This window comes from Pseudomonas sp. P2S-1, assembly GCF_057197725.1.
Genome location: NZ_CM170068.1, coordinates 6276187 through 6298873, shown reverse-complemented (window position 1 = coordinate 6298873; position 22687 = coordinate 6276187). Strand labels below are relative to the sequence as shown.

Genomic DNA, 22687 nt, shown 5'->3' with positions numbered 1-22687 from the left:
CTCCTCAGCGCTCGATCAGCGCGATGCGCTTGTTGTAGGCATTCATCAGCAAGGAAATGCCGATGCTGATGACGAGGTACACGCTCATGGTGATGGCGATCACTTCGATGGCCTGCCCCGTCTGGTTCAGCACGGTGCCGGCGAACAGCGACACCATTTCCGGGTAACCGATACCGGCCGCCAGCGAGGAGTTCTTCGCCAGGTTCAGGTATTGGCTGGTCAGCGGCGGGATGATCACCCGCATGGCCTGGGGAATGATCACCTTGCGCAGGGTCGGGCCTTCACGCAGGCCGAGGGAACGGGCGGCTTCGGTCTGGCCGTGGCTGACCGAGCGGATCCCGGAACGGACGATCTCGGCGATGAACGCCGCGGTATAGATCGTGAGGGCCAGGGTCAGCGCCAGCAGCTCGGGGATCAGTACCCAGCCGCCAGCGAAGTTGAATCCTTTCAATTCCGGCAGTTCCCAGCTCAGCGGATTGCCGAACAGCAGCACGCTCAGGCCCGGGATCACCAGCAGCAGGCCGAGGGCGGCCCAGAACTTGTGGAACGGCTCGCCGGTCGCCTCGAAGCGGCGGTTGGCCCAGCGCACCATGAACACCACGGCGGCGATCGCCAGCAGCACGGCGACGGCGAACGGCCAGAAGCCCTCGGCAGCCGAGGCCCCGGGCATGTTCAGCCCGCGGTTGCTGATGAAGAAGGTGTCGTTGATGTTGATGCTGCCCCGCGGTCCCGGCAGGGTCAGGAACACCGCGAAGTACCAGAAGAGGATCTGCAAAAGCGGCGGGATGTTGCGGAACGTCTCGACGTAGACGGTGGCCAGCTTGTTGATCATCCAGTTCGGCGACAGCCGCGCCACACCGATGATGAAGCCGAGCAGGGTCGCCAGGACGATGCCGATGAAGGTCACCAGCAGCGTGTTGAGCAGGCCGATGACGAAGACCCGCGCATAGGAGTCGGATTCGGTGTAGGGAATCAGATGCTGGGCGATGCCGAAGCCGGCGCTGCGTTCGAGGAAGTCGAAGCCGGAGGTGATACCCCGGTGTTGCAGGTTGGTCTGGGTGTTGTGGAACAGGTAGAAACCGACCGCCAGGACGACGGCGACGGTGACGAGCTGGAAGAGCAAGGCGCGCAGGCGCGGATCGCCCAGCGAGAATTTACGCGAGGCAGGAGCAGTGGTTTGCATGGTTCGACTCTACCGGACAGGCAATCAGGCCATTGCCCGGCGCCAGGCCGGGCAACTCCAGGTTCAGCGCACAGGGGGACCGTATTGCAGGCCGCCCTGGCTCCAAAGCGCATTGAGGCCGCGCTTGATCTTCAGGTCGCTGCCGGTGCCGAGGTTGCGCTCGAAGGACTCACCGTAGTTGCCCACCTGGGCGACGATGTTCACCACCCAGTCGTTGGGCAGGTTGAGGTCCTTGCCCAGGCTGCCTTCGACGCCGAGCAGGCGGGCCACGTCGGGGTTCTTCGCGCCCTTGGTCAGGTCCTTGACGTTGGCCGAGGTCACGCCCAGTTCCTCGGCATTGAGCATGGCGATCTGGGTCCAGCGCACTACCGAATACCACTCCTCGTCGCCACGGCGCACCGCAGTGGTCAGCGGTTCCTTGGAGATCACTTCGGGGAGTACGGCGTAGTCGTCGGGGGACGCCAGCTTCAGGCGCTGGCCATAGAGTTGCGACTGGTCAGCGGTGAGCACGTCGCAGCGCCCTGACTCCAGGGCCTTGAAGGACTCATCGGAAGTGTCGAAGGAGATCGGCGTGAACTTCAGGCCGTTGGCGCGGAAATAGTCGGCCAGGTTCAGTTCGGTGACGGTACCGGCCTGGATGCAGAAGGTGGCGCCGTCCAGTTCCTTGGCGCTGTTGACGCCAAGCTTCTTGTTCACCAGGAAGCCCTGGCCGTCGTAGTAGGCGACCCCGGCGAAGAGGATGCCCATGGAGCCGTCACGGGAGGAGGTCCAGGTGGTGCTGCGGGAAAGCAGGTCGACTTCGCCGGATTGCAGGGCGGTGAAGCGTTCCTTCGCCGTGAGCTGGGTGTAGCGGACCTTTTCCGAGTCGCCGAAGATCGCCGCCGAGACGGCCCGGCAGACATCGACATCGAAGCCGTGGAAGCTGCCCTTGGCGTCGGTGAAGGAAAAGCCCGGCAAGCCGTCGCTGATGCCGCACTGGATAAAGCCTTTCTTCTTGATGTTGTCCAGGGTGGTGCCAGCCATGGCGCTGGTCGAGAGCAGGGAGGCCAGGGCCAGCCCTGCGACGCTGAGTGCCAGGGTGGAGAGGTTGTTTTCTTTTTTCATTTTTATCGCCCTTGTTTATTGCAGCAGAAACCCTCCGCCCGGGCGGGATGCACGGCAGGCGGAAATTCGAACAGCAGAAAGAGGCAGAAAACAGCGAACGGGCGTCAGGGCCCGGGGACAAGGTGGTGCACAGGTACGAGTGGCATCGTCGGCCCTCTCTTTATTGTTTTGAAAAGGCCCCCGTGTGCAGGGGGCGAAGTGTGAAACGCCGTCAGAGCAGGACAACGAGGTGATCGCTATCGGCCCTGGGAGAACCGTAGCGCCAGTGGAAGGAGAGAAAAAGCGAATAATTCTGCAAGTATGGGTAAGGGAAACTTACTGATTGAACTGCAAAGCCTGACGCGGACCCTGTGGGAGCGGGTTCACCCGCGATTACGATGGTGGATTCACTATTGCAATCGCGGGTGAACCCGCTCCCACAGGGTCCGCGTACATCAGCGAAATGCCAGGGCATGCTCCTCAAGGCACTGAATGAACACCCGCAACGCCGGGCTCTTCTTTTCTCCCTTGCGATAAGCCACCGAGATCCGCCGGCGAATCTCCGGCACCAGCCGGCTGACCCGGACACCCTGCATCTCGGTATGCGCCCGCAGTCCCGGGAACATGGCAATCGCACAACCCTCGCGAATCAGCGCACTGGTCACCTCGGCGCCCTTGCAACGGGCAATGATCTTCGGCACATACCCCGAGCGCTGGCAGGCCTCGCTGAGCATCCGCGTATAGGTGCCCGACGCCGTATCGATCACCCAGTGCTCACCCTCCAGCTCCGCCCAGCTCACTTCATCCCGGCCAGCCAGCGGATGATCCGGCGCCATCATCACGTGGAAGACATCCTCGATCAGCGGCGTCAGCTCGATCCCGGGGTCGAGCAGCCCCGGCGGGATATTCAGGTCGTCGATCAGGGCCACGTCGGTCTGCCAACTGCGCAGGGCATTCAGGCCCTCCTCCGGCTCCATCTCCTCGAACAGCACCTCCAGCCGTGGATAGGCCGTGCGCAAGGCACGCATGGTCCTGGGCATCAGCGCCGAGGCCACCGAGGGAAACGCCGCCACGCGCAGATCCCCGGCCACCACCTTCTTCAGCTCGGCCATATCGGCCCGCGCCGACTCCAGCTCGGCGAAGATGCGGTTGGCCCGCTCCACCAGGGTGCGCCCGGCAATGGTCAGCTCGACGCCACGTCCGCGCCGCTCCACCAGATCGATACCCAGCTCCTGTTCCAGCAGCGAGATCTGCTGCGAGACCGCCGACGGCGAAACGTGCAGCGCCTCGGCCACCGCCGCCATGGTCTTGCGCACCGCCAGCTCGCGCAGGGCGCCCAGTTTGCCGATATCCATCGCGCTTCTCCCCCTCGCCCCAATCGTTAAGTTCGGCTTACGTATCCTTGAAATATTATTCGCTTTTTTTGAGTTTTTGCAGGCGATAGGCTGAAAAAAACCCAAGAACAACCCGATAAAGGTACCGCCGCCATGACGCATTCCTACTTCAACGACAACCTTGCATTGCGCGACCCGCTGATCTTCAAGGCGCTGGACGACGAGAAAAAACGTCAGCAGGGCCAGATCGAGTTGATCGCCTCGGAGAACTCGGTCAGCCGCGCCTCCCTCGAAGCCCTCGGCTCGGTGATCACCAACAAGACCGTCGAAGGCTACCCGGGCAAGCGCTTCCACGGCGGTGCCGATTTCGCCGACGTGGTCGAGCAGGCCGCGATCGACCGGGCCAAGGCGCTGTTCGGTTGCGAGTACGTGAATGTCCAGCCGCACTCGGGTACCCAGGCCAACCAGGCGGTGTTCTTCGCCCTGCTGCAACCGGGCGACGTGGTCCTGAGCCTGGACCTGGCCGCCGGCGGCCACCTGAGCCACGGCGCCAAGCCCAACCAGTCGGGACGCTGGTTCAGCATCGTGTCCTACGGCGTTGACCGCGAAAGCGGGCGCATCGACTACGAGAACGTCGAGGCCCTGGCCCTGGAGCACAAGCCGAAGCTGATCATCTCGGGCGGCTCGTCCTACCCGCGGGAAATCGACTTCGCCCGCATGCGCGGCATTGCCGACAAGGTCGGCGCCACCTACCTGGTGGACATGGCCCACTTCGCCGGCCTGGTCGCCGCCGGGGTGCATCCGTCGCCGATTCCCCATGCCGACTTCGTCACCTGCACCACCACCAAGACCCTGCGCGGCGCCCGTGGCGGCCTGGTCATGACCAACCGCGAGGACCTCTTCAAGAAGCTCCAGCCCGCCGTGTTCCCCGGCGTGCAGGGCAGCGCGCACCTGGCGACCATCGCCGGCAAGGCGGTGTGCCTGGGCGAAGCGCTGACCGATGAATTCAAGACCTACGGCGCCAATGTGAAGGCCAACGCCCGCCTGCTGGCCAAGGTCCTGCAGGAGCGTGGTGTGCGCATCGTCAGCGGCGGCACCGATACCCATGTGGTGCTGGTGGATGTGTCGTCCAAGGACCTCACCGGCCAGCACGCCCAGGATGCCCTGAGCAGCATCAACATCACCTCGAACAAGAACCCGATCCCCTTCGACAGCGCCCGCCCTTCGGAGTGGAAAGGCCTGCGCCTGGGCTCGTCCGCCGGCACGACCCGTGGCTTTGGCGCCAAGGAGTTCGAGGCCATCGGCCATCTGATCGCCGATATCTTCGAAGCCCAAAGCGCTGATGAGGCCAGCCGTGCCAAGCTGATCGAGAAGAGCCGCGCCGCCGTGACCGAGCTGTGCGCAGCGTTCCCTATCTATGCCTGAGACGTGGCGGCGGGCACCGGCCATGGTGCCCGCCGCACTCTCCCCTGCTTCAGGAAAACAACGATGAGCGTCGAACTCCCCAATGATCCCGCCCGCGAAGACGTCCTGGCCGCACGCCCGGCGCTGTGGCTGAACCCCGGCCTGAAGGACAACGGCATCGCCGATCCGGCCCTGCCGGTGCGCGCCGCCCAGGTCGAGGAAGCCGAGCAGAACTGGCAGGCCCTGGCGCCGCTGCTGCAACGCTGCTTCCCGGAACTGGCCGCCGCCAAGGGCCGCATCCAGTCGCAACTGATCGAGACCAAGGCCTTGCGCGACGCCCTCGGTTACCAGGACGCCGACTACGGTCGCGTGTTCGTCAAGGCCGATGGCGACCTGCCCGTGGCCGGTTCGATCAAGGCCCGTGGCGGTGTCTACGAAGTCTTCATGCATGCCCGCAAGATGGCCGAGAAGCGCGGCATCCTCACCCCGGGCGGCGATATCACCGTATTGGCCGGCGAGCAGGCCCGGGCGCTGTTCGCCCAGCACACCATCGCCGTCGGCAGCACCGGCAACCTGGGCCTGAGCGTCGGTATCGCCGCCCGCGCCCTGGGCTTCCGCGCCGTGGTGCACATGTCCGCCGATGCCAAGCAATGGAAGGTCGATCGCCTGACCCGCCTGGGCGTGGAAGTGGTCCGCCACCAGGCCGACTACACCACTGCCGTGGAGCATGCGCGGGTGGATGCCGAGGCCGACCCGAGCATCTATTTCGTCGATGACGAGCGCTCGCAGATGCTGTTCTTCGGCTACAGCGCGGCCGCCAGCGAACTGGCCACGCAGCTGGCTGCCGCCGGGGTGCAGGTGGACGCGGAACATCCGCTGTTCATCTACCTGCCCTGCGGTATCGGCGGCGCGCCGGGCGGCGTGGCCTACGGGCTCAAGGCGATCTTCGGCGATGCCGCCCACACCTTCTTCGTCGAGCCGGTGCAGTCGCCCTGCGCCTTGGTGCACATGATGAGCGGCGCCGAAGAGCTGGTCTCGGTCTACGACGTCGGCCTGAACAACCGCACCGAGGCGGACGGCATGGCCGTGGCGCGCATGTCGGCCTTTGTCGCCGAGGTGATGAAACCGCTGCTGGCCGGAGTCTTCACCGTGGCCGACGACGATCTGTTCCGCTGGCTGTGGATGGCCGAGACCACCCAGGCGATCCGCCTGGAGCCGTCCGCCACCGCCGGTTTCGCCGGACCGCAGTTCATCGTGCGCAGCCCGCGCGGCCTGGCCTATCAGCAGGCCCAGGGCCTGACCGGCAAGCTCGCCAACGCCACCCATGTGGTGTGGACCACCGGCGGCGCCTTCGTGCCCGAAGAGCAGTTCCAGCAGTTCCTGCAACGTGGCGCCGCCCTGGTGGCCGGCAACTGAACAGCAGCACCTGCGCCCCGCCAAGAACAATAACGATGTCGAGGTAACGCTCCATGAACACACCTTTTCTGGCCGAACGCATCGACGGCAAAGGCTTTGCCGCCGATCTGGTCGAACGCCTGGCCGACGATGTCCGCGATTTGCAGGCACGCACCGGCATCACCCCGGGCCTGGCCGTCGTGCTGGTGGGCGAAGACCCGGCCAGCGCGGTCTATGTCAGCGCCAAGCACCGCCAGACCCTGGCCGTCGGCATGCAGTCCTTCGTCCACCGTCTGCCGGCCAGCACCAGCCAGGCCGAACTGATGGACCTGCTGGCGCAGCTGAACGCCGCCCGCGAGGTCAACGGCATCCTCGTGCAACTGCCGCTGCCGGCGCACCTGGACAGCAACGCGGTGATCAACGCCATCGATCCGGACAAGGACGTGGATGGCTTCCATATTCTCAATGCCGGTCGCCTGGCCACCGGCCAGGACGCCCTGGTGCCGTGCACGCCGCTGGGCTGCCTGCTGATGTTGAAGGATCGCCTGGGCAGCCTGTCCGGCCTGAATGCGGTGGTGGTGGGCAAGTCCAATATCGTCGGCAAGCCCATGGCCCAGTTGCTGATGGCCGAGAACTGCACGGTGGCCGTGGCCCACTCGAAGACCCGCGACGTCCCGGCCCTGTGCCGCAGCGCCGACATCCTGGTGGTCGCCGTGGGCCGTCCGGAGCTGGTCAAGGGCGACTGGATCAAGCCGGGCGCGGTGGTGATCGATGTCGGCATCAACCGCATCGAACGCGACGGTCGCTCACGCATCGTCGGCGACGTGGCCTTCGCCGAAGCCGGGCATGCCGCCGCGATCACCCCGGTGCCCGGTGGCGTCGGCCCGATGACCATCGCCTGCCTGCTGGCCAATACCCTGACCGCGTTCAAGCGCCAGCACCCCCTCGTAACCCAACCCGCCGCCGCAGCCGTTTAAGGTGACCCCGATGAGCCAGAACAAACCCAACTACGTCCTGCGCGTGAGCTGCCCTTCGATCCGCGGGGTGACCGCCGATATCACCGCGTTCCTCTCCGGGCGCGGCTGCAATATCCGCGACAGCGCGCAGTTCGACGACGAAAGCACCCGGCGCTACTTCATGCGCATCACCTTCCGCTCCGAGGAAGGCCGCTCGCTGGTGGACCTGGACAACGAATTCCGCGAGATCGCCACGAAGTACCGGATGGACTACGAGTTCTTCGACGAACGCACCAAGCGCAAGGTCATCCTCATGGTCTCGCGCTTCGGCCACTGCCTGAACGACCTGCTGTACCGCTGGGGCATCGGCGTGCTGCCGATCAATATCGTCGGGGTGATCTCCAACCACCTGGACTTCCAGAAAGTAGTCGAGGGCCATGGCATTCCCTATCACCACATCAAGGTGACCAAGGAGAACAAGGCCGAGGCCGAAGCCGAGCAGATGCGCATCGTCCGCGACACCGGCGCCGAGCTGATCGTGCTGGCGCGCTACATGCAGATCCTCTCCGACGAGATGTGCCAGCAGATGTCCGGACGGATCATCAATATCCACCACTCGTTCCTGCCTTCGTTCAAGGGCGGCAGCCCGTACCGGCAGGCGTTCGACCGCGGGGTGAAGCTGATCGGCGCGACCTCGCACTTCGTCACCGCCGACCTCGACGAAGGCCCGATCATCGAGCAGGACATCGTCCGCATCACCCACGCCCAGAGCCCGGACGACTATGTGTCGCTGGGCCGTGACGTGGAGAGCCAGGTGCTGGCCCGGGCCATCCACGCCTATGTGCATGGCCGGGTGTTCCTGAACGAGAACAAGACCATCGTGTTCCCGCCTTCGCCGGATTCCTATTCGTCCGAGACCATCGGTTGACGCCAGCGCGTCAACCCTGGTGCCTGCGTGTTTGACCAAACCCAAGCAGGTGCAACACCCCTCCCGGAGTTCCGCTCCGGGAGGCCCCTCATTCACGCCGGATCACGGCGACAGGCCGAACCGGCGTCGCTGCACCAAAAAAACAACAAGGTGCGAGACCTCGACATGCAAGAGACTACCTGGCTGCTGGGGGTGCTGTTCGCCTCCATTGCACTGATCATCTTCCTTATCATGAAAGTCCGCCTGCACGCCTTCATCGCCCTGGTGATCGCCTGCTTCGTGGTCGGTTTCGGCTCGGGCATGGAACCGGCCACCATCGTCAAATCCCTCGAGGCCGGCTTCGGCGGCACCCTCGGCTTCCTGATCGCGATCATCGGCCTGGGCGGCATCCTCGGGAAAATGCTCGAGGAGTCCGGCGGCGCCGAGCGCCTGGCCAAGACCCTGCTGGCGAAACTCGGCTCGACCCGGGCCCATTGGGTCATGGCCATCGTCGGCGCCATCGCCGGGATCCCGGTGTTCTTCGAAGTGGGTTTCGTCCTGCTGATTCCGCTGGTCTACGTGGTCGCCCGGGAAACCCGGATCAACCTGATGTACCTCGGCATCCCCCTGGCCATTTCCCTGCTGACCATCCACTGCATCCTGCCGCCGCACCCGGCGGCCATGGCGATCACCGGGATGCTGCATGCCGATGTCGGCATGGTGATCCTGTATGGCTTGCTGGTCGGCATCCCGACCATGATCGTCGCCGGGCCGATCTGGGTCAGCCTGTGCTGCGGCCGCCAGGCGAGCGAAGCGCAGCAGGTGTTCCTGCAATCCCATGGTGCGCGGGTCGCCAGTGATCGCGCGCTGCCGGGGATCGGCATCACCCTGTTCACCATCGCCCTGCCCCTGCTGCTGATGGTGCTCAAGACCGCCACCGCCGGCTTGCCCGAGACCTCGCCGGTCCAGCATGTGGCGCGCTTCGTCGGCAACCCGCTGACCGCCCTGCTGATCTCGGTGGCCTTCGCCTACTGGTCCCTCGGCCTGCGCCAGGGGCGGAGCATGGCGCAGTTGCTGGAGGTCACCCAGCGCAGCTTTCCGCCGCTGGCCAATATCATCTTCGTCATCGGTGCCGGTGGCGCCTTCAATGCGGTGCTGATCGAAAGCGGCGTGGGCAAGGCGATCTCCGGGCTGCTGGCCGGGACCGATATCAACCTGATCATCCTCGCCTGGTTCATTGCCTGGCTGATGCACTTCGCGGTGGGTTCGGCCACGGTGGCGATGGTCAGTGCCGCGAGCATGATCAACCCGATGCTGGCGGCCGACCCGCACCTCAAGCCGGAGATCCTGGTGATCGCCATCGGTGCCGGCTCCATCGGCTGGGCCCATGTCACCGATTCGGCGTTCTGGGTGGTCAAGGAGTACCTGAACGTGTCGCTCTCGGAAGCGCTGAAGAAGTTCACCGGCGGTACCGTGGTGGCCTCCATCGTCGCCCTGCTGGCGACCCTGGTACTCGATTACTTCATCTGACGGTGACCCCACGCATGACCCAGCATCGGATTTTTCTCGGCCTTGGCAGCAACGTGGAACGGGAGACGCACCTGCAGATCGCCCTGCACATGCTGGATGAGCACCTGCGGGAGATCCGCTGCTCGCCTATGTATGAAAGCGTCTCCCTGGAGGGCGACCAGCCGCCCTTCTACAACCTTGTCGTGTCGGCGCTGACCACGCTGTCGGTGGGCGAGCTGATTGCCTGGCTCAAGGAGATCGAGCACCTGCACGGACGGGACAGGAGCCGGCAGCAGTTGATCGCGCTGGATATCGATCTGCTGCTGTTCGATGACCTGCGGGGCGTGGTTGACGGTGTCGAGTTGCCCCGCGGCGAAATCCTGACCCGCTCCTTCGTGCTCTACCCGCTGCAACTGCTGGCGCCCGGGCTGCTGCATCCGCTGACCGGGGTCAGTCTTGCCCGGCACTGGCAAGCGCTGCGACCGGGGCCGGCGTTGCAGCCGGTGCGCTATCCGTTGCTGCACGTATCACCTGCGCCAGACGGCGCAGGCCTTCGTCCAGCAATGCGGGATCGACATGGCTGAAGTTCAGCCGCAAGTGGCCGTGGTTCGCCTCCGGGTCCGGGAAGAACGGCTCGCCGGGCATGAACGCGACATCGACCGCGAGGGCGGCGTCGAGCAGCTTGCGGGTATCCAGCGGCTGCTTGAGGGTCAGCCAGAAGAACAGGCCACCACTGGGCAGGTTCCATTCGGCCAGGTCGGCGAAGTGGGTTTCCAGGGCTGACTGAAACGCATCGCGGCGCACGCGGTAGTAGCTGCGCAGCTCGCCCAGGTGCTGCTTGAGCCGGTCAGTGCCCAGCCATTGCAGGGCCTGCCACTGGCCGACCCGGTTGGTGTGCAGGTCGGCCGCCTGCTTGAGGCGCAGCAGGTGTGGGAACAGGTCCGGGCTGGCGATCAGGTAGCCGACCCGAAGGCCCGGCAGCAGGGTCTTGGACACGGTGCCGGTGTAGATCCAGCTGGCACGCTGCAGGCGGCTGACGATGGGGCGCGCATTGACACCATCGAAGGTCAGTTCGCGGTAGGGCTCGTCCTCGATCAAGGTCACGCCGAACTCGTCGAGCAGCGCGGCGACGGCATCGCGTTTGGCCTCGCTGTAGCAGACCCCGGACGGGTTCTGGAAGGTCGGAATCAGGTAGATGAAGGCCGGGCGGTGCTGCTCCAGGCGGTCGCGCAAGGCGGCCAGGTCGGGGCCGTCGGCGTGCAGCGGGACGCAGATGCAGTCGGCGCCAAAGAACTGGAAGATCTGCAACGCGGCCAGGTAGGTCGGTGCTTCCAGAAGGATCTCGGTGCCCTTGTCGATATACAGCTTGCCGGCCAGGTCCAGGGCCTGTTGCGAACCGCTGACCACCAGCACCTGGCTCGCCTCGCAGGGGATGCCCAGCGCCCGCGCCTCAGCGGCCAGCACCTCGCGCAGCGCCGGCTCGCCTTCGCTCATGCCGTATTGGCCCATGGACACCGGCATGGCGCTCCAGTCCACCGCCGGCAGCATGGCTTCGGCCGGCAGCCCGCCGGCAAAGGACATCACTTGCGGACGCTGGGCAGCGGCGAGGATTTCACGGATCAGGGAACCTTTGAGGCGGGAAGCACGTTCGGAGAAAGGCATGGGCGGCACCAATGGCGAAGCGTGGGGAAATAAGTCAAACTGCTTGACCGAAATTACGTCAGCCTCTCAGGAAGTGTCAACATGATTGACCTAAAAAACACCGCCGCGCAGCAGATGGCCATGGAAGCCTTTTTCTTCGGCTACCTGGCCTTTACCGGCAAGGCGGACGAGATGCTGGAGCGCCGGGGCTTGAGTCGGGTGCACCAGCGCATCGTGTTCTTCATCGCCCGCTATCCGAACCTGAGCGTCAAGGAACTGCTGGGGGTGCTGGGGGTGAGCAAGCAGGCACTGAACACGCCGCTGCGGCAGTTGATGGAGATGCATCTGGTGAACAGCGTGGCGTCCGAGAGCGACAAGCGAAAGCGTCTGCTGGAACTGACGGCGGAGGGGGTGAAGCTGGAGCAGATGTTGCGCAAGGAGCAGGTGAAGCTGCTGGAGCGGGCGTTCGATGAGGCGGGGGAAGAGGCGGTGATGGGGTGGTTGGCGGTGAATCAGGCGCTGGGTGGAGTGCCATCAGTGGATTAACGCAGACCCTGTGGGAGCTGGCTTGCCAGCGATGAGGTCGGCACAGGCAATGATGTTGCCAGGCCGGGCCCAATCGCTGGCAAGCCAGCTCCCACAGGGGTCTGCGGTGTCCCTCGGATCTTAGAGTTTGCCCAAGGCCTGCGCCGTGCGATCTACCGCCCGACGAGTCTTCTCCACTAGCTCATCCAATTCGCTGTGGTTGGCGATCAGCGCCGGCGCCATGATCATCCGCCCCAGGGTCGAACGGATGATCACGCCCTCCTCGAAACCATAGGTGCGGCATTGCCAGGCCAGGTCATTCTCGTTGGCGTAGCGCTTGCGGCTGCCCTTGTCCTCGGCGAACTGCAACGCCGCCACCAGCCCCGCCCCCTGCACCTGGCCAATCAGCGGGTGATTCTCGAACACCTCGCGCAGGATGCGTTGCAGGTAAGGCCCGGTATCTTCCTTGACCTGACGCACGATACCTTCATCGCGCAGCGCCTTGAGGTTGGCGATGGCCACCGCCGCCGCCACCGGGTGCCCGGAATAGGTCAAGCCGTGGGCAAATACACCACCGCGCTCGACCAGCGCCTCGGCAATACGCTTGCTCAGCACCAGGCCACCCATCGGCACGTAACCCGAGGTCAGGCCCTTGGCGATGGACAGCGTGTCAGGCTCGAAGCCGAAGTATTCATGGGCGAACCATTCGCCGGTACGACCAAAACCACCGATCACTTCGTCGGCACACAGCAGCACATCGTACTGCCGGCAGATGCGCTGGATTTCCGGCCAGTAGCTTTCCGGTGGGAAGATCATCCCGCCCGCGCCCTGGAACGGCTCGGCGATAAAGCCGGCGACGTTCTCGGCACCCAGTTCAAGAATCTTCTCTTCCAGTTGCAGCGCGCAGCGACGGCCGAACTCGGCCGGGGTCAGCTCGCCACCCTCGGCGTACCAGTAAGGCTCGTCGATATGCGCGACATCCGGGATCAGCCCGCCCATCTCGTGCATGAACTTCATCCCGCCCAGCGCCGTGGCCGCCAGGGTCGAACCGTGGTAGCCGTTCCAGCGGCCGATCATGATCTTCTTGTTCGGCTGGCCGACCACCTGCCAGTAGCGGCGCACGGTACGGATCAACACCTCATTGGCCTCGGAGCCGGAGTTGGTGTAGATCGCGTGGCTGTAGTGTTTGGGCAGCAGGCTGAAGAGCAGTTCGGAGAGCTCGATCACCGCCGGGTGGGTGGTGTGGAAGAACATGTTGTAGTAGGCGAGCTGGTCCATCTGCGCTGCGGCGGCGGCGGTCAGGTCCTTGCGTCCGTAGCCGAGTTGGGTACACCACAGGCCGGACATGCCGTCCAGGTAGCGCTTGCCTTCGCTGTCCCACAGGTGCAGGCGCTCGCCACCGACGATCACCCGCGGCCCTTCGGCGTTGAGCGCCTTCTGGTCGAGGAAGGCGTGGATGTGGTGGGCGGCATCGGCAGCCTGGTAATCGCGGGTCTGGCGCTGGGGGACGAAAGGCGCGTTCATGGACGGTGTTCCTCTTTTTTGTCGTTTGGGTACTGCACTGCCCGGAGAGCTTGACCCAGTGCGGCCCGCGCCGAAATCACCCTTCGGGGTGATGCCCGCGCCTCACCCCAAGGGGTGATTCCGCCAGCCGATCGGGCTGTGGGAGCATCCGTCCAGGCCCGAACGTGGCCTTGTCCTTCGTGCCAGATCAATAAAGAGAACAACGTCATGAAGCAGCCGTCCTTGCGTTCCCCTTAGCGATTCCCTCCAGCTCCCTCCTCCCTCTAAAGCCTTCGCAGGGACCCGCTCCCACAGGGTCCGCGTCGCTCTTTGAAACTGTTTTCAGGAGTCAGCAATGCATACAACAACTACAACCGCTGCGCATTCCACCTCACGCTTTCGCAAATCCATGGGCATGACCGCTCTCGTGCTTTTCGGCCTCGCCTACATGGTGCCCCTGGCGGTGTTTTCCGCCTACGGGCTGGTCGCCCAGACCACCAAGGGCCACCTGCCCACTGCCTACCTGCTGACCCTCGGCGCCATGCTGTTCACTGCCTACAGCTACGGGCGCATGGTCCAGGCCCATCCCTACTCCGGCTCGGTCTACACCTACACGCGCAAGGCCTTCGGCGCCCACGCCGGGTTCATGGCCGGCTGGACCCTGCTGCTCGACTACATCTTCCTGCCGCTGCTCAGCTACCTGCTGATCGGCATCTACATGTCCGAGTACTTCCCTAACATCCACGCCTGGGTCTGGGTGCTCGGCTCGATCAGCGTGGTGACCTTCCTCAACCTGATCGGCATCGAGTCGGTGACCCGGGTCAACTGGATACTGGTGGCGGCGCAATTGGTGTTCATCGTGGTGTTCGTCGCGCTGTCGATCAACAGCGTGGCGGCCCAGGCCGAGCCCGTGTCGCTGACCGCGCCCTTCTACCACGAAGGCTTCAGCGGCTCGGCGATCATGGCCGGCGCTGCGGTGCTGTGCCTGTCGTTCGTGGGCTTCGACGCGGTGTCGACCCTGGCCGAGGAAACCACCGACCCGACCCGACGCATTCCCCGGGCGATCATGGCGGTGTCCCTCAGCGGCGGCCTGCTGTTCCTCGTGGTGTCCTACTTCGCCCAACTGGTGCACCCGGACTGGAACAGCTTCGCCGACCCCGACTCGGCGCCGGTGGATGTGATGAAAAGCGCCGGCGGTCAGATCCTCGCCAACGCCTTCACCGCCACTTATGTCGCCGGCTGCTTCGCCTCGGCGATGGTCTCCCAGGCCAGCGTCTCGCGGGTGCTGTTCGCCATGGGCCGCGACGGCGCCCTGCCCCGTGTCTTCGGCCAGTTGGTAACGAAAAAGCGCGTACCGGCCTTCGCCATCATGGTGGTCGGCCTGGTCTCGTTGAGTGCGCTGGTGATCAGCCTGGATACGGTCGCCAACATGATCAGCTTCGGCGCGCTGTTCGCCTTCTCGGCGGTCAACCTGGCGGTGGTCAAGCACTACCTGGCCGACCAGAAACTGCGCGGCACGGCGAACTGCCTGCGCTATGGAGTGATTCCGGGGCTGGGCTTCCTCAGTACGCTGTGGTTGTGGACCAGCCTGTCGAGCATGTCCTTCGCCATCGGCCTGTGCTGGATGGGGCTGGGCGTGGTGTTCTTGCTGGGGCTGACCCGGGCGTTCCGGGTCAAGCTGCCGGAATTGCAGATGGCGGACTGAACCGGGAAAAACCTAGCGCTTGGTCATATAGCCTTCGAGCGGATCCTGGCCAAGCACGCCCTGGGCATTGGCCAGGGCGTCGATGAACAGGGAAAACAACTCGGACTGGGTGCCGATATCGAGCTTGGCGTAGACATGCTTGCGATGGGACTTGATGGTGTCTTCCGACACACCGAGGCGCTCGGCCAGGGAGCGGGTCGAGTGGCCACGGAGGATCATCTGGGCGATCTTGCATTCGCGCTCGGTCAGCAGGGACGAACCGAAGTTGCTCAGGGCCGCATGGACGCGTTGCTCCCAGACCTTCTCGACCCGTCCGCCACGGCCCTGGTAACCGTCGAAATGCTTGGCCAATACCGCCAGGATCCAGGGGCTGATGCATTTGAAGCGGGCTTTCACCGACTCGTCCAGCTCGTCGGTAAACGCCAGGGACACGGCCAGGCACAGATCGTCGTTCAACTGCAGGATGTAGTTGATCTCGTCCTCGAGGTGGGAGTGGCGGTAGAAGGCCAGGTAGTACTCGCTGAGCTTGAAATGATCGGGGGCGACATCGGCCAGGGCGTAGCAGCCCGAAGGCGTGTTCTCGATGCAGGCCTGGTGGAACGGATCGAGCAGGTAGAAGCCGGAAAGGTAGCGCCGGACATTGCCTTCCGGGCGCCAAGGGCCGGGGCCGTCGCCTTCGAACCAGGCCGAGGGCAGGCCTTCGCGGGGGTAGAGATAGACGGTCGTGGCCTTGATCGGGCCGACCAGCGCCAGGGCCTCGAACAACGCCCTGGCGAAGCCGGACGCGCCGAGGGCACTGGTCACCTTGGCCATCGCCGCGAACCAGGGGGGTGATGAGAGCTGATCGATCTGCACGTGTGTCGTCGTCCGAACTGGGCTTCAGGCATCCGGCCAGGGTAGTAGTTCCGCTGGGGTGGATGGTGACATGGGTGGGGATGGTGGGGGTATCACCCGTTGGGGTGAGGTTCGGTCGGGCTACGCAGACTCACATCCCGGATCCCCTGGCCTGCGGTCAACGTTGGGTACTCTCGGCGACTTTCACCCTCAACCAGTGAATGAACGCACGAACGACCGGACGCTCAAGCCTGTCCGGCTCGGCCACGATGTAATAGCTGCGGTTGGCCGGAATTTCGATTTCGAACGGGCGGACCAGCGTTCCTTGATCCAGCGCGTCCCCGCATAACAGAACATCCCCCATCGCAACGCCTTGTGCCGCGATGCAGGCCGAAATCGCAGACGTTGCATCAGCGAAGATGACCCCGGCATCCGCCTGGACCTCCCCTGCACCAGCCACTGTAAGCCAGCGCCGCCAATCGACGGAGTCCTTCATGTGAAGCAACGGGAACGACGCCAGATCCGCAGCCTCCTTGAGTCGCCCCATGCTATTGAACAAGCGCGGACTGCAAACAGGAAAGTCCCGCAGCGCAATCAACAGCTCACTGACCTGTCCAGGCCAGTCGCCAGTACCATAAGCGATGAAGAGATCGGCATCGCTTGCACTGGTATCGTCCATGGCTCTTGGCGAAAGAATCTGCAACTGGACCTTGGGGTTCTGCCTGGCGAACTCGCCGATGTAGCGACAGAGCCAGAAATTGGAAAACCCCGGCGTACAACTAACGCAGAGGCGCCCCGCAACAACGTCGTCATTTCGGTTTTTTCCCGCGAGCAGCAATTCAGCGAGGATCTCGCGGATGTCGAGGGCGTACTGTTCGCCCCTGGGTGTCAATTTTATTCCCCGCCCTGAGCGCTCGGTCAGCTCGAAATCGAGCCTCTCTTCAAGCAGCGTGATGCTTCGGCTGACGGCTCCGCGGGTCAGGCTCAGGGCCTGCGCGGCTTCAGCCACCGAACCCAGCCGAGCTACGGCATCCAAGGCCCGCAGCGCGGTGATGGACGGATAATGGACACTCATTTCAGGCTCCCGGAAGCAATGCTGCCGCCTCTTCCCATCGACAATTGTTGATAAAAACTGACCTGGAACACCCAGTTTTTTTCGATTGTAGTGTTAAAAAAATCAACAATACTAGGCCTTGTCCCCCGCCGCGAGTCAATCAACCGCACAAGCGATAACAACAACAAATCAAGACTTCCCTGCCCTCCAATGTCGATCGCCCAGTGCGGGCGGATGGGCACCGTTTCCCTGATTTTCAAGAATAAATAACGAGAAACATTCATGAGCGCTACATCTGCGTCCAATGGCGCACTCAAAAAAAGTCTCGGCGTGACAGATGCCGTTGCCATTACGGTTTCCTCGATCACCCCTGCCAGTTCGCTCTTCGTGATCGCACCTTTTGCAATACAAGGAGCGGGAAGCGGCGCATTCATGTCCTTCGCCCTGGCCGGTGTGCTCGCGCTGATGTTCGCCTGGTGCTATGCGGAACTGGGCCGCGCCCATAACTCTGCGGGCGGCGAATACGTGTATGCCAAGCGGGTATTCGGTGGTCTGGCGGGCTACTGCACTTTCATCACTGTGATCGTGATGCTGCTGTTCATTCCGCCGGTGCTGGCAACCGGCGCAGCGACCTACCTTAATTCAGCGCTTGGCACCCAATTCGAAACGACTTCGACGGGACTCGTCATCGTTGTTGCGAGTTACTTGCTGGGCATTTTGAACATCCGCGTGAATGCCTGGATCACCGGGGTATTTCTCGCCACCGAAATCATCGCCCTGGCCGTGATCGTCATGCTTGGCTTTGCCAATGCGTCCCAGCCGGTCAGCGTGCTGATCACGCCCCAGATCGTCGAGGGCGGACTCCTGTCGCCAGCCAGCTGGACCCTGGTGCTTGGGGCCATGGGTACCGCCCTGTTCGCCTACAACGGGTTCGGCGGGGCAGTTCTTCTCTCGGAAGATATGAAATGTGGCGGCCGGCAAGTCCATCGAGCGGTGCTGTGGTCATTGGCCCTGGTGCTTGGCATCGAGCTCCTGCCCATGGCAGCCCTGCTGATCGGTGCACCATCGCTCGAGGCACTGATCGCCAGTCCTGATCCTATCGGCTACCTGCTGGCGGCCCACGGTAATCCGACACTGTCGAAGCTGATCGCGGCCGCGATCTTTCTGTCGGTGTTCAACGCCATCGTGGCCATCGTCGTGCAATCCAGCCGGGTGATTTTCAGCAGCGGCCGGGACGAACTCTGGACACCAGCGCTGAACCGCGCATTTACACGCATCCATCCACGCTGGGATTCGCCTTGGCTGGCCACGCTGTTTCTGGGTGTTCCGTCGGCCGCACTGACATTTTCCTCGAACCTGGAAGAGCTGACCTCCTTCACCGTACTGCTGCTGATAGCGGTCTACCTGATCGTGGGGCTGGCCGCACTTTTCAGCCGCGCCGTATGTGCCGATCGCGAGCACCCCTACCGCATGCCGCTCTGGCCGATTCCCGCAGTACTTGCGGTCGCAGGTTCGGCCGCCTTGCTGCTGCAGCTTCTGCTCGGAGCGTCAGCGCACGACATCATGATCATGGTCGCAATGCTTGCCGCCTCGGTGATTCTCTACAGCGCCTATGGACGCTTCAGCCCTGCGTTCCAACAACTCTAGCGCCGCTGGCGTGCGCTCCCGAAAAATGCCGAGAGACCTGGATTCAATGCCGAACATCGAACACCTGTTGCAGACACTCCCCAGCGCTTTTCGTGGTCCCGGCGGCACCGTCGCGGTCGTGCGCGACGGCAAGATCCTGGGGAAACACGCATGGGGCATGGCCGACATCGATCGACGCGTCGCAATGACCGAAGAGACACTGATGCCAATCTGTTCGATTTCAAAACAGATGGTGTGTGCCGTTCTCAAATCCCTGGAGCGGCAACCCACCCTCGAAATGCAAAAACAGGGACTCGACGCTGGCGCTTTTACGGCCGCCCTGCCGGCACTGCTTGCGATGGACAGCGCTGCCCATCCCGACCTGGCGCATCTGTGCAACAACCAGTCGGGCATCCGCGACTACTGGGCGATGTCAATGCTCTGGGGTGCTCATCCAGAGGGGCGCTTCACCCTCGATGAGGACGCCAGGCACGCAATGGCCAGGATCGGGGAGACTCATTTCGCCCCTGGAGCCCAATACGCCTACTCCAATACCAACTTCCATATCCTTGCCCGGCTCGTCGAAACGGTGAGCGGGCAAACCCTTGCCAGCCTGCTGGCAGAACGGATCTTTGACCCCGCAGGCATGAAGACTGCGCTCTTTTGCTCCACTACGGCGGAGCATCCCCGACCTTGCGTAGGTCATGAAGGTGATGCGCAACAGGGCTATGTACCAGCGCGCAACCAGGTCCAGTGGTCAGGAGACGCCGGCGTGGTGGCGTCTCTGATGGACATGATCGCCTACGAACAGTACCTGCACCGAGAGTGGACAGCCCCTTCGAGCCTCTATCGCCAACTCGCCGAACGACCCGTTTTCAATGACGGCAACCCCGCGCCCTACGGCAATGGATTTGCTCACGTCGATATCGAGGGCAGAAAAACCCTCGGGCATGGCGGAGCGCTGCGTGGCTATCGGCTGCATCGGTTGCACGCCCCGGACGAGCACCTGTCCATCATCGTCATGCTGAACCATCAGGCCGATGCCACGGCGCTCGCGGAGCATCTGCTGCGTCAGGTTCTGGAAATCGGGCAAGCCGAGGCAACATGCCTGACCGCCGACTCTCGGTGGACAGGCATCTACCTGGATCCCTACTCGAAGCTGGCAATCAGCGCAGTGGTCGGCAGCGACGGAACACTATCGATTACCTATGCGGGTTTTGCCGAGTCGTTGGTCTTCGAGACTCCTTATCGGGCCCGCTCACGGGAAATGATCGCCGAGCTCAAAGGAGACCGGATCGTTCTGTACCGTCTGGAAGACAACCAGATCCTCCACGCCGACAGATTGCCAGAGCCCGCGGTGCAGGAATCAACCGAAGAACTCGTCGGCGTCTACCGTTGCGCGGAGATCGACTCGATGCTCCTGTGCGACGCCGCGGGTGGCGTGTTGTTCGGTGCATTCGAAGGTTTTCTGGGCTCCGGCCCCGCCCATCTCATGCACCCGCTGGGCCACGACACCTGGGCGCTGAAATGCCCGCGTGGCATGGATGCGCCCGCACCGGGCGACTGGACCCTGGTATTCGAACGCGATCCGGACGGCAGCATTGCAACGGTCACCGTTGGCTGCTGGCTAGCCCGCCAGCTCAAGTACGTTCGAACCCATTCGGCGGCGCCCCCCGCCAGGTACTGAAACACCACGCACACCCCACATCGATACCAGGAGCATCACTATGAAACCCTACAAGTTCATGAAGCTCGGACTGGCCCTGCTGCTGCCCGTAACCATGGGCGTCGCGGTCGCGGCCGAGGCTGCCAAGCCAAGCGTCCACCTCTATAACTGGTACGACTTCATCCACCCCGACACGCCCAGAAAATTTGAGCAGGAGACTGGAGTGGGCGTGTTGCTCGACTCATTCGACAGTTCCGAAGTCATGCAGAGCAAGGTCATGGTGGGCAAAACCGGTTACGACGTGGTTGTTGCGACTGACTACACGCTGCCCAACATGATCAAGGCAGGCGCCTTGAAAGCCCTGGACCGCAACCAGCTTGGCAACTGGAGCCACATGGACCCGGCGCTTATGAAGAAAATGGAGGTCAACGACCCCGGCAACCGCTATGCCGTACCCTATCTGGTGGGCACTACAGGCATCGGTTACAACGCCGAACTGGTGAAGAAAGCCCTTGGCCCGGATGCACCGGTGAACTCATGGGACCTGATCTTCAAGGAAGAGAACATTGCCAGGCTCGCCCAATGCGGTGTTGCGGTGCTGGACTCTCCCAGCGAGATCATCCCGATCGCGTTGCACTATCTAGACCTGCCCCCCGAGAGCGAAAACGCCGACGACTACAAAAAGGCGCAGGCACTGCTCTTGAAGATTCGTCCCCATATTCGCTACTTCGACTCTTCGAAGTTCGTTACCGACCTGTCGAATGGCGACATCTGCGTGGCAATCAGCTGGAGTGGCGGCGTGCATGATGCGCAAGTCGCGATCGAACATGCCGGCAGCGATCGCAAGGTGGAATACAGCATTCCCAAGGAAGGTGCGCCAATCTGGATGGAAAGCCTGGTCATGCTCAGCGATGCCCCCCACCCGGACCAGGGCCTTGCCTTCATCAACTACATGATGAAGCCCGAAGTCATCGCCAGCAGCTCCAATTTCCTCGGCTATCCCAATGCCAATTTGGATGCCAGGCCTTTGCTGGATCTGAAACTGCGCGAGAGCCAAACGGCCTATCCTTCGGCGCAGGTGATGGAAACCCTGTTCCCGCTGCATCCCCTGCCCCTGAAGATCGAGCGCATTCGGACACGGGTATGGAGTGCCATCAAGACGGGGGTTTGAGATACACCCGTACTGTTCGAAATCGATCCAGTTGACCTGCCAGAACTCCCGGACCGGCCTGGAGAACGCCTGCAGCGCCTCCAGGTACATACGCTCCTCACGCTTCATCGCTACCGAGACCGGGAGCAGCAGCCCGTTCTCCAGGGCAGCGCTTTGGCAGAGAGCGTGATGGATCAGAAAGCGGGACAATCGCCCGTTGCCATTCATGAAAGGTTGAATGAACACGAAGCCGAGTCATCCTCTGCAGGTGCTCGTCGCTGGGAGCATGGGTATCTACACATCTTTTCCGAAGACCAGTGGTGACCCCAGGTCGCTTGTCGAGAGACCGCATGATGGCTACCAGACGCAAGCCGATAGATCTTCAGCGTTCTCCAGATCGAGCGCCGCCCGCGCGGCGCTTCGCGAGCAAGCTCGCTCCCACATTTGTTGCAACGCGCCATGGCCTGTGAGATCTCCATTGTCAGCCTTTGGAGGCTCGGCGATGTATCGTGGGGAGGCTGTTGGGGTCGACCCGGTATTGCGTCGAACCAACAAGGCAGTCAACCATGGCCTGACAGGCATAGGTACGTTGCAACAAATGTGGGAGCGAGCTTGCTCGCGAAGCGCCGTGCGGACGGCGCTCGATCTCAAGGGCGCCAGAAAAGTCATGACAAGCACTGTCAGACCTGATGCGATCTACTGACGGGCCTTCTCTCCTCAGAAGAGGTGTAGCTGCCCCTGCTTTGGGGGACGGCTAGCGCATGGATTATTTCCTTCAATCAACTTGGGCACGCAGATATTTTCGTCAGCGCACGACGAAAATGTTCAGATTTCGCGAATATGCCGATTTTTTCTGAAGTTTCCAGCGCAGGGCGAAGGTGGGGACCAAGTGTGGGGACCAAACAGATATCGCTGTCGAGACAGCCAGAGAAAAACCAGGCTAGCTGCCTGATTGTAGTGGTGTCCCAGGGCAGGTTCGAACTGCCAACCTTCCCCTTAGGAGGGGGATGCTCTATCCAATTGAGCTACTGAGACCCTGAGCCGGCAACGGGCGTCGCGCGGCGGAAGGCGTGCATGTTAACCAGCGGGGAGGCATTTGTCATTCCGTGGATCGGGCTTTTTGCCTGCCAGAATCGAGGGGGCGCCGCGTGGCCTCGTGCAATTTGCAATGGGGCATGAGACCATCATTGCACGATGCACGGACACACCCTC

At 63.0% G+C, this 22687-nt stretch carries 18 protein-coding genes, 1 tRNA gene and 2 pseudogenes; 11 read left to right on the top strand and 10 right to left on the bottom strand.

Annotated features, from left to right (window positions below):
* Positions 1-4: 4 nt before the first annotated feature.
* The 3 genes from AC2CQI_RS28380 to AC2CQI_RS28370 form a co-directional block, all read right to left on the bottom strand.
* Positions 5-1183 (bottom strand): amino acid ABC transporter permease, encoded by a 1179-nt coding sequence (locus AC2CQI_RS28380; RefSeq protein WP_484578559.1) that lies wholly within the window; start codon positions 1181-1183, stop codon positions 5-7.
* Between the two features lie 63 nt (positions 1184-1246).
* Positions 1247-2293: an amino acid ABC transporter substrate-binding protein gene (locus AC2CQI_RS28375; RefSeq protein WP_075802733.1), complete on the bottom strand. Its 1047-nt coding sequence runs from the start codon at positions 2291-2293 to the stop codon at positions 1247-1249.
* Positions 2294-2721: 428 nt separating this feature from the next.
* Positions 2722-3621 (bottom strand): LysR family transcriptional regulator, encoded by a 900-nt coding sequence (locus AC2CQI_RS28370; RefSeq protein ID WP_075802734.1) that lies wholly within the window; start codon positions 3619-3621, stop codon positions 2722-2724.
* A gap of 132 nt (positions 3622-3753) precedes the next feature.
* Here AC2CQI_RS28370 and glyA point away from each other — a divergent pair, with 132 nt between their 5' ends.
* The 6 genes and pseudogenes from glyA to folK all read left to right on the top strand — a co-directional run.
* On the top strand, positions 3754-5025 hold the full coding sequence (glyA, locus tag AC2CQI_RS28365; RefSeq protein WP_484578558.1) for a serine hydroxymethyltransferase: 1272 nt from the start codon (positions 3754-3756) through the stop codon (positions 5023-5025).
* A 63-nt stretch (positions 5026-5088) separates the two neighbouring features.
* Positions 5089-6420, top strand: coding sequence for a D-serine ammonia-lyase (gene dsdA, locus AC2CQI_RS28360; RefSeq protein ID WP_484578557.1), 1332 nt, complete (start codon positions 5089-5091; stop codon positions 6418-6420).
* A 53-nt stretch (positions 6421-6473) separates the two neighbouring features.
* Positions 6474-7376 carry a bifunctional methylenetetrahydrofolate dehydrogenase/methenyltetrahydrofolate cyclohydrolase FolD gene (gene folD / locus AC2CQI_RS28355; protein WP_484578556.1) on the top strand — a complete coding sequence of 301 codons (903 nt, stop codon included), beginning with the start codon at positions 6474-6476 and terminating at the stop codon, positions 7374-7376.
* A 10-nt stretch (positions 7377-7386) separates the two neighbouring features.
* Positions 7387-8283: a formyltetrahydrofolate deformylase gene (gene purU, locus AC2CQI_RS28350; RefSeq protein WP_075802738.1), complete on the top strand. Its 897-nt coding sequence runs from the start codon at positions 7387-7389 to the stop codon at positions 8281-8283.
* 165 nt (positions 8284-8448) lie between these two features.
* Positions 8449-9792: a GntT/GntP/DsdX family permease gene (locus AC2CQI_RS28345; protein WP_484578555.1), complete on the top strand. Its 1344-nt coding sequence runs from the start codon at positions 8449-8451 to the stop codon at positions 9790-9792.
* A gap of 14 nt (positions 9793-9806) precedes the next feature.
* Positions 9807-10136: pseudogene (gene folK, locus AC2CQI_RS28340) on the top strand (2-amino-4-hydroxy-6-hydroxymethyldihydropteridine diphosphokinase); the annotation flags it as partial.
* Between the two features lie 85 nt (positions 10137-10221).
* Here folK and AC2CQI_RS28335 read toward each other — a convergent pair.
* Positions 10222-11433, bottom strand: a complete 1212-nt coding sequence (locus AC2CQI_RS28335; protein ID WP_484578554.1) for an aminotransferase-like domain-containing protein — start codon at positions 11431-11433, stop codon at positions 10222-10224.
* A gap of 81 nt (positions 11434-11514) precedes the next feature.
* Here AC2CQI_RS28335 and AC2CQI_RS28330 point away from each other — a divergent pair, with 81 nt between their 5' ends.
* Entirely contained in the window at positions 11515-11958 is a 444-nt protein-coding gene (locus AC2CQI_RS28330; RefSeq protein ID WP_075802742.1) for a MarR family winged helix-turn-helix transcriptional regulator, read from the top strand.
* Between the two features lie 120 nt (positions 11959-12078).
* On the opposite strand, the gene AC2CQI_RS28325 is transcribed toward AC2CQI_RS28330, so the two are convergent.
* Positions 12079-13461 (bottom strand): aspartate aminotransferase family protein, encoded by a 1383-nt coding sequence (locus AC2CQI_RS28325; protein WP_484578553.1) that lies wholly within the window; start codon positions 13459-13461, stop codon positions 12079-12081.
* 334 nt (positions 13462-13795) lie between these two features.
* Between AC2CQI_RS28325 and AC2CQI_RS28320 the strand changes: the two genes are divergently transcribed.
* Entirely contained in the window at positions 13796-15145 is a 1350-nt protein-coding gene (locus AC2CQI_RS28320; RefSeq protein ID WP_484578552.1) for an APC family permease, read from the top strand.
* A gap of 12 nt (positions 15146-15157) precedes the next feature.
* Here the strand turns inward: AC2CQI_RS28320 and AC2CQI_RS28315 are convergent, their stop codons facing one another.
* The 3 genes from AC2CQI_RS28315 to AC2CQI_RS28305 form a co-directional block, all read right to left on the bottom strand.
* Positions 15158-15958: a helix-turn-helix domain-containing protein gene (locus tag AC2CQI_RS28315; protein WP_484578551.1), complete on the bottom strand. Its 801-nt coding sequence runs from the start codon at positions 15956-15958 to the stop codon at positions 15158-15160.
* 199 nt (positions 15959-16157) lie between these two features.
* Complete coding sequence (locus tag AC2CQI_RS28310; protein WP_075802746.1) at positions 16158-17054, bottom strand: LysR substrate-binding domain-containing protein; 897 nt, start codon at positions 17052-17054, stop codon at positions 16158-16160.
* Complete coding sequence (locus AC2CQI_RS28305) at positions 17051-17467, bottom strand: hypothetical protein (protein ID WP_484580688.1); 417 nt, start codon at positions 17465-17467, stop codon at positions 17051-17053. The genes AC2CQI_RS28310 and AC2CQI_RS28305 overlap by 4 nt, the downstream gene beginning before the upstream one ends.
* Between AC2CQI_RS28305 and AC2CQI_RS28300 the strand changes: the two genes are divergently transcribed.
* Genes AC2CQI_RS28300 through AC2CQI_RS28290 form a run of 3 tightly spaced genes read left to right on the top strand, consistent with a single transcriptional unit; the run spans position 17364 to position 21496 of the window.
* A complete protein-coding gene (locus tag AC2CQI_RS28300) occupies positions 17364-18680 on the top strand; it encodes an APC family permease (RefSeq protein ID WP_075802747.1) in 1317 nt (438 codons plus the stop codon). The two genes, AC2CQI_RS28305 and AC2CQI_RS28300, sit on opposite strands and share 104 nt — an antisense overlap.
* A 46-nt stretch (positions 18681-18726) precedes the next feature.
* Entirely contained in the window at positions 18727-20346 is a 1620-nt protein-coding gene (locus AC2CQI_RS28295) for a D-aminopeptidase (RefSeq protein ID WP_484578550.1), read from the top strand.
* Between the two features lie 40 nt (positions 20347-20386).
* A complete protein-coding gene (locus tag AC2CQI_RS28290) occupies positions 20387-21496 on the top strand; it encodes a polyamine ABC transporter substrate-binding protein (protein ID WP_484578549.1) in 1110 nt (369 codons plus the stop codon).
* A gap of 15 nt (positions 21497-21511) precedes the next feature.
* Here the strand turns inward: AC2CQI_RS28290 and AC2CQI_RS28285 are convergent.
* Positions 21512-21727, bottom strand: a pseudogene (locus AC2CQI_RS28285) (Fic family protein); the annotation flags it as partial.
* Positions 21728-22433: 706 nt separating this feature from the next.
* Positions 22434-22510: transfer RNA gene (locus AC2CQI_RS28280), tRNA-Arg, on the bottom strand.
* Between the last annotated feature and the right edge of the window lie 177 nt (positions 22511-22687).